General features: G+C 50.9%; 15 protein-coding genes and 1 pseudogene. 9 read left to right on the top strand and 7 right to left on the bottom strand.

Features of this window, described 5'->3' with window-relative positions; all coding sequences use genetic code 11:
• Positions 1-169: 169 nt before the first annotated feature.
• Positions 170-1,090, bottom strand: a complete 921-nt coding sequence (locus B2Z72_RS06590) for a LysR substrate-binding domain-containing protein (RefSeq protein ID WP_296981075.1) — start codon at positions 1,088-1,090, stop codon at positions 170-172.
• 106 nt (positions 1,091-1,196) lie between these two features.
• Here B2Z72_RS06590 and B2Z72_RS06595 point away from each other — a divergent pair, with 106 nt between their 5' ends.
• Complete coding sequence (locus B2Z72_RS06595) at positions 1,197-2,114, top strand: AEC family transporter (RefSeq protein WP_296981074.1); 918 nt, start codon at positions 1,197-1,199, stop codon at positions 2,112-2,114.
• 224 nt (positions 2,115-2,338) lie between these two features.
• Complete coding sequence (locus B2Z72_RS06600; protein WP_296981072.1) at positions 2,339-2,800, top strand: methyltransferase family protein; 462 nt, start codon at positions 2,339-2,341, stop codon at positions 2,798-2,800.
• 94 nt (positions 2,801-2,894) lie between these two features.
• Here B2Z72_RS06600 and B2Z72_RS06605 read toward each other — a convergent pair whose 3' ends face one another.
• Positions 2,895-3,662: a hypothetical protein gene (locus B2Z72_RS06605; protein WP_296981071.1), complete on the bottom strand. Its 768-nt coding sequence runs from the start codon at positions 3,660-3,662 to the stop codon at positions 2,895-2,897.
• A gap of 672 nt (positions 3,663-4,334) precedes the next feature.
• On the opposite strand from B2Z72_RS06605, the gene B2Z72_RS06610 reads away from it, so the two are divergent.
• The 3 genes from B2Z72_RS06610 to B2Z72_RS06620 all read left to right on the top strand — a co-directional run bounded on the left by B2Z72_RS06610 (position 4,335) and on the right by B2Z72_RS06620 (position 6,101).
• A complete protein-coding gene (locus B2Z72_RS06610; RefSeq protein WP_296981069.1) occupies positions 4,335-4,712 on the top strand; it encodes a hypothetical protein in 378 nt (125 codons plus the stop codon).
• Between the two features lie 132 nt (positions 4,713-4,844).
• Entirely contained in the window at positions 4,845-5,822 is a 978-nt protein-coding gene (locus B2Z72_RS06615) for an NAD(P)/FAD-dependent oxidoreductase (RefSeq protein WP_296981068.1), read from the top strand.
• Positions 5,823-5,861: 39 nt separating this feature from the next.
• Positions 5,862-6,101 carry a hypothetical protein gene (locus B2Z72_RS06620; protein ID WP_296981067.1) on the top strand — a complete coding sequence of 80 codons (240 nt, stop codon included), beginning with the start codon at positions 5,862-5,864 and terminating at the stop codon, positions 6,099-6,101.
• Between the two features lie 41 nt (positions 6,102-6,142).
• On the opposite strand, the gene B2Z72_RS06625 is transcribed toward B2Z72_RS06620, so the two are convergent.
• Positions 6,143-6,766 (bottom strand): TetR/AcrR family transcriptional regulator, encoded by a 624-nt coding sequence (locus B2Z72_RS06625; protein WP_296981065.1) that lies wholly within the window; start codon positions 6,764-6,766, stop codon positions 6,143-6,145.
• Positions 6,767-6,911: 145 nt separating this feature from the next.
• Between B2Z72_RS06625 and B2Z72_RS06630 the strand changes: the two genes are divergently transcribed.
• The 3 genes from B2Z72_RS06630 to B2Z72_RS06640 all read left to right on the top strand — a co-directional run bounded on the left by B2Z72_RS06630 (position 6,912) and on the right by B2Z72_RS06640 (position 10,753).
• Positions 6,912-8,231, top strand: coding sequence for a serine hydrolase domain-containing protein (locus B2Z72_RS06630; protein WP_297004407.1), 1,320 nt, complete (start codon positions 6,912-6,914; stop codon positions 8,229-8,231).
• Between the two features lie 126 nt (positions 8,232-8,357).
• A complete protein-coding gene (locus tag B2Z72_RS06635; protein WP_296981060.1) occupies positions 8,358-9,644 on the top strand; it encodes a hypothetical protein in 1,287 nt (428 codons plus the stop codon).
• Between the two features lie 32 nt (positions 9,645-9,676).
• A complete protein-coding gene (locus B2Z72_RS06640) occupies positions 9,677-10,753 on the top strand; it encodes an extracellular solute-binding protein (protein WP_296981058.1) in 1,077 nt (358 codons plus the stop codon).
• Positions 10,754-10,882: 129 nt separating this feature from the next.
• On the opposite strand, the gene B2Z72_RS06645 is transcribed toward B2Z72_RS06640, so the two are convergent.
• Both B2Z72_RS06645 and B2Z72_RS06650 read right to left on the bottom strand, forming a co-directional pair.
• Positions 10,883-11,389 carry a DUF3237 domain-containing protein gene (locus B2Z72_RS06645; protein WP_296981056.1) on the bottom strand — a complete coding sequence of 169 codons (507 nt, stop codon included), beginning with the start codon at positions 11,387-11,389 and terminating at the stop codon, positions 10,883-10,885.
• A gap of 86 nt (positions 11,390-11,475) precedes the next feature.
• Positions 11,476-12,483 carry a GlxA family transcriptional regulator gene (locus B2Z72_RS06650; RefSeq protein ID WP_349681241.1) on the bottom strand — a complete coding sequence of 336 codons (1,008 nt, stop codon included), beginning with the start codon at positions 12,481-12,483 and terminating at the stop codon, positions 11,476-11,478.
• A 72-nt stretch (positions 12,484-12,555) separates the two neighbouring features.
• On the opposite strand from B2Z72_RS06650, the gene B2Z72_RS06655 reads away from it, so the two are divergent.
• Positions 12,556-13,122 carry a thioesterase family protein gene (locus B2Z72_RS06655; protein ID WP_296981052.1) on the top strand — a complete coding sequence of 189 codons (567 nt, stop codon included), beginning with the start codon at positions 12,556-12,558 and terminating at the stop codon, positions 13,120-13,122.
• Positions 13,123-13,223: 101 nt separating this feature from the next.
• On the opposite strand, the gene ahpF is transcribed toward B2Z72_RS06655, so the two are convergent.
• Positions 13,224-14,774, bottom strand: coding sequence for an alkyl hydroperoxide reductase subunit F (ahpF, locus tag B2Z72_RS06660; RefSeq protein ID WP_296981051.1), 1,551 nt, complete (start codon positions 14,772-14,774; stop codon positions 13,224-13,226).
• Between the two features lie 656 nt (positions 14,775-15,430).
• Positions 15,431-15,505 (bottom strand): annotated as a pseudogene (locus tag B2Z72_RS06665) (peroxiredoxin); the annotation flags it as partial.

A 15,505-nucleotide genomic window follows, 5' to 3' on the forward strand; every position in this document is an offset into this window, starting at 1 on the left:
GTGTTTGTCTGAATCCGTACCGGCACGCTGCCACCTCGTCTGTTGCGGAAGTTCTGATCCGATGAGGAGGGGGATTCTTACTGTTATTCCTATTAAATGCAAATCTTTATCATTTAGATTTACGATAATATACAAATCATGGCATTTAAGTCAGGTATTGCTCCGCCAGTCACAGCACCCGCTGCAACCAGGTCTGCAGAAATTCCACACACACCCGCAGCCGCGCAGACTGAGATAACCGCTGCGGATAGACAGCCCAGATATTGGCGCTCTGGGAGTACTGTGGCAGCACCTGGACCAACCGGCCGGACTGCAGGTGCGGGCTGGCATCCCACTGCGAACGCAGAATAATGCCGCAATGGTCCAGCGCCCACTGCATAACGATTTCCCCGTTATTGGATGACAGTGGCCCCCGCACTTTCACGGTTTCGGCCTGCCCGTCATGCTCCAGCGCCCACAGCCCGAACACATTATTTTTCTCTTTGAGTACCAGGCACTGATGCTGGCTGAGGTCTGCCAGCGTCTGCGGCGTGCCGTGCTTCTGCAGGTAATCGGGTGAAGCACAGAGGATGCGCTGATTGGCGATTAAAAGACGGGAAATATGCTGGGGCGGCAGCTCATCGCCGACATGAATTTCCAGATCAATGCCTTCTTCTGTGATATCCACCAGCCGGTCAGTGACTTCCAGGCGGATTTCCAGCTGCGGATATTGTTGCGACAAGGCAGACACCGCCGGTGCCAGGTAGCTGCGGCCAAAACCCGCGGATGAGCAGATCAGCATGCGCCCCTTGGGCGACACCCGCGCATCCGAGAGATCGTCCTGCATATCGCGCAGACTGTTGAGCACCTGAGTGGCCCAGGGCAACACCCGCTCACCGTCAGCTGTGAGCTTCAGCGAACGGGTGGAACGCTGCAGCAATCTGCAGCTCAGCGTACTCTCCAGGGTTTGTATCCGCTTACTGACGTAAGCCGGCGACTGGCCCAGCTGCCGTGCTGCGGCGGCAAAACTCTGCTCGCGCACCACCGTAAGAAAGACCTGCAGGTCCCGCGGCAAAGGATATTCGCTACGATTCGTAAATTCAGTATTCATAGTAAGCCGGTATTAAACACAGAATCATCAGAATACACTGCCTGCCATTACTCTGATCATCTTTTTAAACCGTGCCTGCACCTTTGTTCATTCCTGAGAATTTGCCATGACCAGCCTCAGCGCTGCCCTGTTTCCGGTAATTGCCGCAATATGCCTCGGCGGCCTGCTCGGCCGCACCACCGATCTGTTCAAAGGCCCGGCGTTATCTGGGCTGGTAAGCACTGTGGGTATTCCCGCTCTGCTGCTGCATTCCATTCTGGCCATCAATATGGATCTGAGTCTGATGGCCGATCTGATAGTCATTACCCTGCTGTACGTCGTACTGATGACAGGGGCGACCATCGTTATGCTCAGGTTCTGCCCGGGGGTAACCCGTATCCGCAGTTATCTGCCGGCGCTGGTGAATCCGAATACCGGCAATATGGGCGTGCCCGTGTGTTTTGCCTTATTCGGTCAGGAATCTGTGGCGCTGGCATTGGTGATTTCGTCAGTGATTCAGGTCAGCCACTTTACCCTCGGCGTTGGCTGTTTATCCGGAGATTACACAGTGAAAGCCCTGTGCCGTAATGGCCCTGTGCTGGCACTGATCTGCGGTGCCCTGTTGTTGGCAGCCGATGTCAGTGTGCCGGTGCCGGTGCTGAACACGCTGGATATGCTCGGTGCTATTACCGTTCCGGTGATGCTGATGCAGCTTGGCAGCTCGGTATTTAATCTCAAAGCGGAAGGCGCCCGGCATATTCTGCGGCCGCTGCTGTTGTCCATCTGGCGCCCGCTGGCGGGATTATTTATCGCCTGGCTGGCATTGATCATCTGGCCGTTTTCTCCGCCGCTCAGTGATCTGCAGGCAAAGGTATTTCTGGTGCAGGGTGCCATGCCGGTGGCTGTGCTGAGTTATGTACTGGCGGTGAAATACGGTGCCGGGCAAGAGAACAGCCCGCAACAGGACATTGCCATAATGATACTTTCGTCCCTGATTTTTTCTTTAGCACTTGTCGCTGTGGCTCACACTCTGGGAGTTTTCTGATTGTAAGCACTGCCTGGTTACCTTTAATTTTGTATAGATAGGTCATTCCCGGTTGTTGCCGGCAGAATGCCAACTACTATTAAGCTAACCTGACAGAAAATATAGGCCGGCATACCCGGCCATAATCAACTGCAGGCGGCGCTGAAAAGCGTAAGAGAATAATGAAAGCACAACGGAATAAAGCGCATAACAACAATAAAAGACAAGACCAACGGGAGAGCTATATGCAGCATCTCGAATTACGCGTACCACCTGTGGTTCAGGTAGCTCTGGCTGCCATGCTGATCTGGATCAGTGGCCTGCAGGCCGATATTACTGAAATCACACTGCCCGCCGCGTCAGCCGTCGCCATTATGCTGATTGCCGCCGGAGCGACTTTTGCTTTTTCCGGTGTTATGGAATTCCGTCGCCATAACACCACAGTAGACCCCCGCTATCCGGACAAAACCTCGCAGCTGGTAAACAGTGGTGTGTACCAGCTGACCCGCAATCCTATGTATCTGGGATTTGCTCTGGCGCTGTTAGGCTGGAGTTACTGGCAGGAAAATATCGCCAGCTTTATCTGGCTGCCATTGTTTGTGGTGTATATGAACCGCTTTCAGATTCAGGCAGAAGAAAGCTTTATGGAAGAAAAATTCGGTCAGAGTTATCGCGAGTACTGTCTGCGGGTGCGGCGCTGGATCTGAGTTTTTGTTCTTTCAGGACTAACCGATAACCAAAAAAACAGGCGCCCTTATCCGGCGCCTGTTTTTTGCACTATTAGTCCAATACGTAATTCTGCTACTTAACGACTTTAACCAGATAACGGTCTGTCCTGCCTTTAACCCGATCATCAAACACGTTCAGCAGATGAGTATCCGCCGCACTGGCGTACATAGCAGAGACCTCTGCCTGTTTAAAACCGGCTTTCTTCAGCAGATCTTCAATAATTACCGGCTGAATACGGTGCAGTGCCGCATTGTCCTGCCCTTTCACACCTATATGGTCTGCCACAGCAAAGACAGCGCCCGGCTTCATTGCCTTGTACACACTGGCGAGAATTTCCAGCGTGCCCTGCTCACCCACCGAATGATAGTAGTCATGAATGTTGTAGCCCCAGAAAACCATGTCCAGAGTATTTTCCAGCGAGATCTCATCCATCTCCCAGATCACGGCTTCTACATTGCTGAGTTTGTCGTTTTCAATCCGGCTGTACAGCTGAGCGATGATTTTACCACCGGCCATATCCACCAGATGCTGGTTATTCTGAGCATACACTTTGCCGCTTTCACCAACAGCTGCGGACAGAACTTCGGTGCTGTAGCCAGAGCCTGCGCCCATATCCATCACCGTCATCCCTGGTTCAACAGCAAGAAATTCTGTCATTTCAACGGGCAGACGACTCTTATCTTTTTCAGTTTCATCCTGATGGTAAGGTGCCTGTAATAACGATTTAACATTGCTCACCGCCTGAGCAACGGCTTTATCGTCAGCATAGGAAGCAACAGAGAATGCGGCACCAAACAGCAGAGCCGCAACAGCAGGAACAGAGCGCAGAACAGGTTTCATAATTCATTTCAGCCGCGGAGAATTCAGCGATAATTCTATCAGCCTGATTTTACCTGCCCACAGGCAAAGGCCAGGAATAGCCGGAATTTACTCATCTATACATACAACCTCCCACACGTTCCAACACACGCTCCGCCACACAGCCCACACACACCACACACCCACAAGGGGCAGGGGCAGGCACATGCACACTCACATTATCATCCTCAATCTTCATTCCGGCGGTGGGATAGAATCATGCAGGCATGTATTTACGCCCACCTCAGGGATAATTAATTCCATCAAATGGCCAGAGAAATATCAGCGATACTTGCGCTGAAAATACCGGCAAACGGAAGCTGAAAGAGGATAAAGCGGACCTTTACGTAGGTATTTTTGACATTGAAACAAAGCACTAATGAATCTAGAATAATTAACAGTAATACTTACAGTCATACCCAATATTAGGTAGTTTCTTTCATTAAAAGGACATTGTTTAATTGTTTTACCGAACGGTCTGAAAAGGAAATTCATACCGTGAAGATAGTGACATCAACCCTCAATATCCCCTCACCACTAAAACCAAAGATGAAAAATAGCCGCAGTTTTACCAGAAAATGTTGTACTGGATTAACGGTACTTGCATTAACCGCAGGCAGTGTTTGCGCATCAGCAGAGCTGGCAACAACGCTTATGCTGGTCAGCAAAGACTCACCAAGTGATCATTCCTCCGCTCAGCTGTATTTCCAGCCTCAGGTTACCGATATTGAAAGCTGTTATCAGGATGTACAGCACGGTCGCCAGGGCGACTGGAAATTCTATCAGCCACCTGCTGAACAAGCCGGAGAGCTGAGAACATACCGCTGTGTTTACACAGAAGATGCCGCCAGCATCAGCAACCGTAAACTGGATTCAACACAGATGTTTATGGTCGTTATTGAAGATAACGTGGCCAGTTTTACCGAAGCCGGCAGCTATCGCGAATGTCTGATGATGATGCGTTCGCAAACCAACACGGCGCAGAATATTTTCTGTGCTGAAAGCAGCCAGCCATTAGCCAGCGCGGATTAATGCACTGACGATACAGACAGATATGCCCCTGAATAGCTACTCATGAATACCTATCCGGGGGCATATTTCTGATCCATAAAAGGCGGTATATGTTTATACCGCCTTTTTATTTTTCTTTTCCCGGAGCCGCCAATGCACACTGACAGTCTGTACGCCAGCACACGCCGTTATCAACTCAGTGCTCCACAGCTGCAGCAGGACATTCATTGTGATGTCGCCATTATCGGTTCCGGCATGACGGGAATAAGCGCTGCACTTGAGCTGGCTGAGTGTGGTTATAACGTTGCCGTACTGGAAGCAGAAGAGCTGGCCTGGGGCGCATCCGGGCGTTCCGGTGGACAAATCATTGCCGGTGCCGGAGAAGATGGCGCCAGCATGCTGCGCTTATTGGGTAAAGACGACGCCCGCGCCGCCTTTCAGTTGTCGCTGGAAGCCATCGAACTGATCCGTGAGCGGGTAAAAAAATACAGCATCGACTGTGATTTAAAATCCGGCCAGATGGAAGTCGCCGCACGACCAAAACACATGCCTCATCTGCGCGACGCGGCAGAACTGATGCAGAATGAATTTGGCTACGATATTCAGATTCTGAATGCAGAGCAAAGCGCCGAAAAAACCGGTTCCGACCAATATCACGGTGCTGTTTTTGATGCCAACGGCGGCCACCTGCACCCGATGAATTACACACTGGGTCTGGCCAAAGCGGCGCAAAGTCACGGCGCTCAGTTGTTTGAACACAGTGCAGTTACCCACATTGAATACGGCAATAAAGTAAAACTGAGCACAGCAAAAGGGTCAGTAACCAGTGATTTTCTGGTGATCGCCGCCAACGCTTATCTGGGCAAACTGGTACCGGCCATCAGCCGTTATATGATGCCGGTGGGCAGTTATATCTGCGCCACACAGCCTTTGGATGAATCCATTCTGCCGGCCGATTGCGCGGTATTCGACAGCCGCAATCTGTTCAGCTATTTCCGTAAAGACGGTGAAGGTCGTCTGCTGTGGGGCGGACGCACCGGACTGACCGATGCCTACCCGAAAAACCTCGAAGCGGTTATGCACAAGCGTATGACAGCGATTTACCCACAACTGGCTGGTGTAAAATTCTAAAAATCCTGGGGTGGGAATGTATCCACGACGGTACACCGCATGCCGCATTTTGGCCGCCTGCAGACCAATGTGTACTTTGCTCAGGGCTATTCCGGTCACGGTGTAGCCATGTCAGGGATGGGGGGCGCGACCATTGCCCGTGCCATTGCCGGTCAGGCCGAAAAATTTGATCTGCTCAGCCGCTTTCCGGTACAGGCGTTGCCAGATAATAAGCTGGCGCATTCCATTGGTCTCGCGGCAGCGCTGATGTATTTCCGTATCCGCGACGCTCTGGGCTGAGTATTTATTTGCAGTTGACCCAGTTCTTTCTCAGTTTCTGTTCAGTCCTGCGTGGAATCGGCAATACCGTAAAGCACCAGGGCGGTAGTTGCGCGCACATTGACGCGGTGCGCTTCCCAGTCCAGCGGCTCATCGCGGATCAGGCGATTGAGCTGCAGATGGGAATAATCATTTAGCATAAAGGCAGCCGTATGCAGGTCCGCGCCCTGGCGGATCATGCAGTGCTGCTGCATTTCCGTGAGAAACTCAACGATATCTTCCACCAGCTTTTCGTTCATTTTCAGATAGGTCGCTGGCAATTCACTGCGCGGACTGAACAGAATCAACGGCAGGATCTCGCGCCATAACGCCACCGGCATAACCTCCAGCTCGCTGACCGTAATCGCTTCTTCCAGCAGACACATGGCGTCCAGTGGATCGCCGCTGAAGTCAACTTCAGCACGGGCACGGTCCAGCGCCTGACGGTCTGCATTCTTCAGAAACTCAAACAGAATCGCCTGCTTGGACGGGAAATACTTAAACACCGTAGGCACAGATACCCCTGAGCTGGAGGCAATGTCTTCCATACGGGTCTGCTGAAAGCCTTTGCTTTCAAACAGGGCGATGGCCGCCTCAGCAATAGCCTGGCGGCGCTGTTCTTTCTGTTGCTCTCTGAGTCCGGCCACTGCGGCTCCTTAAAATGTGTTCTTTAAAAACGGTCTGTAGCCGCCACTATTCTGCCCATTTCTGACAATCTTTTCATCTGTTAAAAGTTTTATTGATTAAACCTTTTAAGTCATTTAACTTAATTCCATCGATATGGAGAACATCATGCAACCTGTTATGCCGCACCCACTCAGCCACCTGCCAGTGCAGCGCGACTACCTGTCCGCTGAAGAACTCGCTGACATCAGCGCGACCTACGCTCAGGTACGGGCCAACCCAGCCTGCTTCGACACACCAGAGCTGATGCAGGGCTTCCCGCCAGACCCTGAGCAGATCGTGAATTGGGGTAACTGGATGACTCCACCCTTCAACCGTTGGGCCTATCCCAACATCGAGCGTATCCGCCCTATGGTGCCGGTACGTCGTGGCAAACTGCCGCCGTCAACACTGCCGGTTAAAGCAGATGCACAAAACATTAACACCATTCGTTTCGACAGCGTGTGCGGTGAAGAAGTCAGCGTTGCCGAACATCTGGCGGCCAGCCGCTGTGACAGTTTTATCGTGCTGCAGCGCGGTGAAGTTCTGCTGGAAAGTTACTTCAACGGCCAGCAGCCGGAAGACCGTCACATTATGTTCTCAGTGACCAAATCACTGATCGGCGTTATCGCCGAGCAGGTCATTGCAGAAGGAAAAATGAAAGAAGACACACTGGCCGGCGATATCATTCCTGAACTGGCCGGCAGTGCTTACGCCGATGCTACCGTACGTGAAGTCATGGATATGGCAGTAGGCATCAGTTACACCGAGAAGTACGACGATCCGGATTCCGAAAGCTCAATATTCGGTTATGCCTGTGGTTTTTTACCGGCACCGGAGCAGTACCGCCATCTGGCGTCTCTGTATGATTTTCTGCCAACCCTGAAAAAACGCGGTGAACACGGCGGGCTGTTCCATTACGTGACCGCCACCACCGAAGTACTGGCCTGGCTGGTTGAACGCTCCACCAATATTTCCTGCGCCGAACATCTGGGCAAAGTGTTTGCTGAACTGGGCTGCGAACAGGATGGTTTATTTACTGCCGATCCCAAAGGCCGCAACGTCACCGGTGCCGGCTCCGCCTGGACTCTGCGAGACCTCGCCCGCTTTGCACAGCTGCTGCTGAATAAAGGCAAACTCGATGGCAAACAGTTGCTGGCAGACGGGGTGGTTGATGCTATTGCTCAAGGTGCCGACCCAGCCATTTATGCCGCTAATACCGACTTTTCAGCCTGGCTGCCGGACTTCTCTTACCGCAGTCAGTGGTACGTATTAAACAAAGATACGCAGGCCATGATGGCGTGCGGAATCTGCGGCCAGTACATCTACATCGACTTTCCATCTCAGGTGGTGATTGTGCGTCAGGCCTCATTGCCGGAAGCCACACCTGCGCTGGATTTTGATACACCAAATATGTTCCGCCAGATCGTGGCAACACTGAATAAGTAACTATCCAATAAAAGCCGGTTTAAACCGGCTCATAATAACGACAGAGACCGGGCGAATACCTGCGCCAAACGGAAGTTAGCCGGCAATATACTGTGTATTGCCACTATTAATTTAGCGGAGGAAATCATGCTTAAAAAATTATTATACGTTCCGGTTCTTACTGTATCAGCTCAAATGGCTATTGCAGGGGAAACGTCAACCGAAAACGGATTCAGTATCACCCCGACACTGGGTGCGGGCTTCGCCCACCTGCGTACTGAAAACCCGAATTTTTCAGCAAACGCTGACGACATGAATTACACCGAGATGTACATAAAACCGGGGGCAATCGTTGATTACAGTTTCAACAGTGATTTAAATGTTTTTGCCGGTGGCAGTTTTGTTTCCGCCAAAACAACTGGCGATGGTGACCCTGGTTTCTACACTGAAGGCGGCGATGGCCGCACCGACCTCGATGAGTTGTATGCCGGTATCCGTTCCGGCAACTGGACGCTGAGCGCCGGCCGTCAGAACTATATGATCGGCACAGGTTTTATTGTTATGGACGGTGATCTGGATATGGGAGATGACGGTGCCTACTGGACAGCACCGCGCACAGCATTCAAGGCCTCAGGAGTATTAGCTTACGACAGCGACGCTTTTAGCGCTCAGGTATTTTCTCTTGGCACAGACCGGGACATTGGCTCTTACCGACTGACCGGTATAAATATTGATTATCCTGCAGCTGGCGGCGCCTTTGGCGCGATGATCACCAAAGTAAAATCCGGGGTTTCCGCTGACGAAACCTTTGTGCCTAAAAATGGCATGGTTATTTATAACCTGCGCGCATTGGATGTTACGATTCCCGGTACAGAAAACCTGAAATATTCCGGTGAATACGCTCTGCAACAAGGCGAAGGAGATGGCATAAAGTATGATGCCAGTGCCTGGTACAGCAAATTCACCTACAGTTTCGCCGACACGAGCCTGACACCTTCCCTGAGCTATCGCTACGTGTATTACTCCGGTGACGACGACCTGAGCGATGACACCCGCAAAGACTGGGACCCGACCAGCAAAGGCTACATCGACTGGGGCACCTGGCTGGTAGGCGAAATTGCCGGAAGCTACTTAATTTACAACAGCAACCAGATTACTCAAACCGTACAGGCAACCGCCTCTCTTCTGCCGAATGTTATTATCGGCGCGCTTTATAACAAATTCACTCTGGATGAAAAAAACCATCTGGGCGTTCCGGTCAACAGCAAGGATTTCGCTGCTGAAACCAACATCTATGTGGACTGGTACCCGAACCAGAAAACCTATGTTTCTCTTGTTTATGCGCTGACACAACCGGGAAAAGCAGCAGAAGAATTTTATGGCGACGATGCTGACTTCAGTGCGCTGGAGCTATATGCAACCTATCGCTATTAAAAATACTCTTTTAAAACCTTGAGGAAAGACCAATGAAAGCTCTTTTATTCGCTGCAGCACTGACCGCCAGTACTGCAAGCATGGCCGAAGAACTGCGTATCTTTAACTGGCTTGAGTATATTCCGGATGAAGTTATTCAACAGTTTGAAGAAGAATATGACGCCAAGGTTATTTACGACACGTACGATGCTGCAGAAAAAATGGAAACCCAGATGCTGACCGGTGCCTCCGGTTACGATCTGGTATTTCCTGGCAGCTCGAACCTGGGTCGTCTGATTGATTCCGGCGCTCTGGAAAAAGTCGATACCAGCAAGCTGACAAATATCGGCAATATTGAACCCGAGTTTATGCAGATACTGCGTGACATCGGCGACAAAGACAATCAGTACGCAGTGCCTTACCTTTGGGGGACTAACATCATTGGCTACAACCAGGCTCAGGTAAAAGCTGCAACCGGTAAAGATGCACTGACCAGCTGGGACGATATTTTTTCCGTTGAGTCGATGAAAGCTCTGGAGCAGTGCGGTGTTGCCATGATGGACTCACCAACCGAAATCATGCCATTAATTCTGTTTCATCTTGGCCTGGACCCGTACAGCACCAAAGCGGCTGATTACAAAAAAGCGGAAGAATTTATGGCAGAACTGCGTCCGTATATCCGCTACTTCAACAGCAGTCAGTTTGTGGAAGATCTGGCCAACGGTGAGATCTGTGCTGTCATCGGCTGGTCCGGCAGTCTGTTTATTGCACAGAGCATTGCCAAAGGCACCAATAACGGTAATGACATTCGTATGGTAATGCCGGAAGAAGGCACCATGGTGTGGTTCGACAATATGGCCATCCCGAAAGGTGCGCCACACAAAGAACTGGCAGAGAAGTTTATTAACTTTATCCTGCGCCCGGAAGTGATTGCCATTGCCAGTAACAGCATTGGTTACGCCAACCCGAACAGCAAAGCAACACCTCTGGTAAATAAAGAAATCAAAAGTAACCCGGCGATGTATATCCCTGAAGAAGACATGAAAAAGCTCTTTGCCCAGGAGTCTCTTTCACTGCGTACAGAGAAAATCCGCACCCGCGCCTGGACAAACATTAAAACCAACCGCTGATTTTTGTTTTAAACCTTTTCCGTTCACAGGTATTCGTTCATTTTGAACAGGGAGCTTCGGCTCCCTTTTTTTCTCGTTTTTTGCTGGCTTTTTATATCTGCTTTATAAATAAAAGTGGAAGCAAGCAGGCTATTCCACCAGCTCGTAGATATGAATGATGACATTCTCTGCGGATGGATAACTGACCACACCGGTAAAAACGCAATTATTCAGCCATGCCATTTCTCCCTTCCCAGCGGTAAACTCTGGCGTACAGCGGCTCTGATAAGTACCTTCAGGCAATGGCCACACGCCATCCGCTTCCAGAGCTCTCCCCTGTTCGGTACTGACGTAAAGTCCGCGGTTATGAATATTAAACACCTGTCCCTGTGCGGTCTTCAGACTATACATAGCATTCAGTACACCAACGCCATCCGGACGCTCGAGGAAATAGTCAGCCCCTCCGGCCATAACCTCACCATGAGTTTCCTTACCTGCCGGATCTTTGGCTATAAATGATCCGCCACCGATAACGTAATTTGAGCACTGCCCCTGAGGAGTGGTACCGCAATCTGTCACGGAGGAGATCCGCGCATCAATCACCATACGCAGTACAGGTTTTGGCAGCAGATCAGAAGAAAAATCAGACCAGTTCATAAAGAAAATACCGTTAAATATTGAGCCCTGAATTATACCGTCAGGTCGATTTTTTTCGGAGAATAATCTGGAATAGCGGAGATATATCAGTCGCAAAAGCGTTCACGATATTCCATTGGCGACACTCCGACTCTTTTGCGGAATAAACGCCGGAAAGAATTCACATCCTCATAGCCCACATCAAAAGTAATGCTGCTTATCGGCCTGCGGGTGGACTCCAACAGATATTTGGCTCTCTCAAGACGTATATTCTGAAGATATGATATTGGCGTTTGATCAGTCGCTTCTTTAAATCGACGTTTAAAATTGCGCACACCAAAACCAAACTTAGCGGCAACATCATCAATTGTCACAGGTCCGCTAAAATTCTGCTCAAGCCATTGCTGTACCCTCCGTATCTGCTCATCTCCATGGTTTTTTGGCATAGTCCACATCACATACGGTGACTGTTTTGGTCTGACGTGATCAATCAACAGATAGCGGCTGCAGGTGTGAGCCAATTCCGCTGAGCCAAAGCGACGAACAAGGTGCAACAGAAGATCCAGCGCAGCGGTGGCTCCTCCGCCCGACACCAGCTGTCCGGTATCGCACAGAATCTGGCTCTCATCCAGATTCACCCCGGGATAGCGCTTGCGGAATAAGTCGGCAAACGCCCAGTGTGTCGTTGCTTCAACACCATTCAACAAACCACTCTCCGCCAACAGAAAGGACCCGTTGCACATACTAGCAATAACACTACCCTGACCGTGCTGTTGTTGCAGAAATCCGGCATAGGCAACCAATTCCGGCATAACATCACGCAGAGAAAACAAAAAACCCGGAATCAGAATCAGATCTGTATCCGCGACATCCTGTATCGATTTATCCACCGCCAGCATCAGACCGGCTGAGGTTTTAACCGGCTGACCATCCAGCGAGACAAGTTGAATTGCAAACAATGGCTCAGCTGCCTGATCGCTCTCACTAAACAGATTTGCGGCGTACAGTATTTCCTGCGCCAGGGTGACACTGGCGGCAGAACATAGTGGACTGACAAGAATACTGACCTGCACAGAAGTTACCTTAATTTGCACAAATGACATATTTAAAGTCATTTATGCACATTTCTATCGGCGTCCGCAACAGCGACAATACCGGCTGCTACCAACCCCCTCAAAGGAGTACCTATGAACCTATGGTTCCGACTGATCTTTATGCTGCTGCGCCGCCCATGGAAAAAGCCCGCGGGTGGCATGGAAACCACGGTTATCTCAATGCGGGTCTGGCCGAATGATCTGGATATCAACCGCCATGTTACCAATGGCCGCTACTTCACCATGGCCGATGTCGGTCGTATGGATTACGTGCTGCGTAGTGGTGCCATTAAGGTCGCCCTGAAGCACAAGTCTTTTCCCATTGTTGGTGATGTATGGGGGAAATTCCGCCGTGAACTGAAGCTGTTTGAGACATTCGAAATTCACAGCCGTATGCTCGGTTGGGATGAAAAATGGGTGTTTATGGAACACAGGTTTGTCAGCAAACAACGAGTAGTGGGCACCGTTATCATGCGTGGGCTGTTCCGCTCAGCTAAAGGGCTGATCGACCCGCAGGAGTTTATCCGCGAAATGGGGCTGGAGCCGCAATCCCCGGCATTACCGGACTGGCTGAGCAACTGGTCAGACAGCTGCGATAAACTCAGCAGCGCACTGCGCGACGAAGAGTTTTCGCCCGCAGATATGCAACAGAATACATAGTGCAAAATCCGATAAAAAAACGGCCCTGAGCTTCCTGCCCGGGCCGTTTTTTATACTTCAGGGTACTGTTTTCAGCGCTTTAGCAGCGCCTTAATTACGGATTAGTTACGGATCATATAATCGAAGGCACCCAGTGCCGCAGTGGCACCTGAACCCATGGAAATAATGATCTGTTTGTACGCCGCTGTGGTTACGTCACCGGCCGCGAACACACCAGGAATGCTGGTCTGGCCGTGGTTGTCGATAACGATCTCACCGCGTGGCGTTAATTCCAGAGTACCTTTCAGGAACTCGGTGTTTGGCACCAGACCAATCTGTACAAAGATACCGGCCACATCCAGAGATGTCATCTCTTCGGTTTTACGGTCTTTGTAGGTCAGACTGGTGACTTTACCGTTGTCACCCACCACTTCGGTGGTCTGCGCTTCTTTGATAATGGTGACGTTGCCCATGGATTCGGCTTTTTTCACCAGTACCGCATCGGCACGCAGTGTGTCAGCGAATTCCAGCACGGTCACTTTATCCACGATACCAGCCAGGTCGATCGCAGCTTCGATACCTGAGTTACCACCACCGATCACAGCCACAGGTTTGCCTTTAAACAGCGGGCCGTCACAGTGTGGGCAGTAGGTTACACCCTTGGTACGGTACTCGGTTTCACCCGGTACATTCATATCTCTCCAGCGTGCGCCGGTAGCCAGAATCACGGTTTTACTTTTCAGCACAGCGCCATTGGACAGCTCAACTTCTTTCAGGCCGTCGCTGCCTTCACGCAGTGCCACGGCTTTCTGGCTGTTCATAATATCCACGTCGTACTGTTTAACGTGTTCTTCCAGCGCGGCTGCCAGCTGTGGGCCCTGGGTTTCTTTCACTGAGATAAAGTTCTCAATGGAAAGTGTATCCAGCACCTGACCGCCGAAGCGCTCTGCCACGATACCGGTACGGATACCTTTACGCGCCGCGTAAATTGCCGCGGATGCGCCGGCAGGGCCACCGCCAACCACCAGCACGTCGTAGGCTTCTTTACCGGCCAGTGCTGCTGCGGCTTTGGCGTCTGCATCGTCATCAACCTTGTGCAGAATGTCCGCCAGAGTCATACGGCCACTGCCGATTTCTTCACCGTTCAGGTACAGAGTCGGTACCGCCATGATGCCTTTTTCTTCCACTTCTTTCGGGAAGACACCACCGTCAATCATGGTGGCAGTCACATTCGGATTCAGAATTGCCATCAGGTTAATGGCCTGAACCACATCAGGACAGTTGTGGCACGACAGCGACACATACACTTCAAAGTTCAGTTCTTTGGTCAGCGCTGCGGCTTCATCCTGCAGGTTCTGTTCTTCTTTGGATGGGTAACCACCCGCCTGCAACAGAGCCAGTACCAGTGAGGTGAACTCATGACCCATTGGAATACCGGCGAAGGTTACACGGGCTTTTTCACCCTGTGGTGCCACTTCCATACGTGGAACACGGCCACCGTCAGCACCGGTTACGGTCAGAGAAATCTTATCGTTCAGCGAATCAATTTCCTGTGCCAGTTCAACCAGTTCTTTTGCTTTCGGAGAATCATCAGATGCTACGGTCAACGCAATCGGATTAACGAGACGTTGCAGGTAGGCATCCAGCTGTTGTTTCATATTTGCGTCGAGCATGATGAGATCCTTTTTCGTGATGTCAGCGCCGGTCTTTGTTCAGCGCTGCTCTATTCAACTTGTGTAATTATATTAGCCAGACCAGCCATATAATTAAAATCAATCCTTTCTAATAAAACGATAGCCGTTAACTAACACACTTTATTAGCCAACACCTATCAGAAGACGTGGCCACCAGCATAAAGCAGTGACCCGGCAGAATACTGACCTGAGTCAGAGCACGCACTTTATGCACAGCCAGGGTGTGCACTGCGGACAATAAAAAGCCCCGACAGAGCGGGGCTTTTTAATCAGGCTTAAAGCCCTTGGTTTCGCGTTCACTTCTGCTTCTGCCATTAACGGTAAGAGAAGCGTTGGCGAGGCCGCTATCTGCATCGTCTCTTAAAAAGAAACCTCAGACAGCGCTGGCACAGACTGTGGGATGAAATGCGCGGCGCGGTTTAAGTGAGAGCCCGAGACATACCAGGTTGGTAGGCGACGGGCCGAACGAAAACCGCAACAAAGCAGTTCGCCCACAGACGACCATTATTCATCTGGCAACGCCAGAGAGATGGAGCACAAGGCGTTTTTAAGCGAGAACCCAAGGCATACCAGATTGGTAGACGAAGGGTCGAGCGCAAAAACAACGCAGTGATCCGCTCTCTGGATAAGCCAGATTAGATTTTGCCAACCAGGTCGAGTGATGGAGCCAGAGTCGCTTCACCTTCTTTCCATTTAGCTGGGCAAACTTC

It is taken from the genome of Thalassolituus sp. UBA6592, from assembly GCF_002433655.1.
GTDB lineage: Bacteria > Pseudomonadota > Gammaproteobacteria > Pseudomonadales > Oceanobacteraceae > Venatoribacter.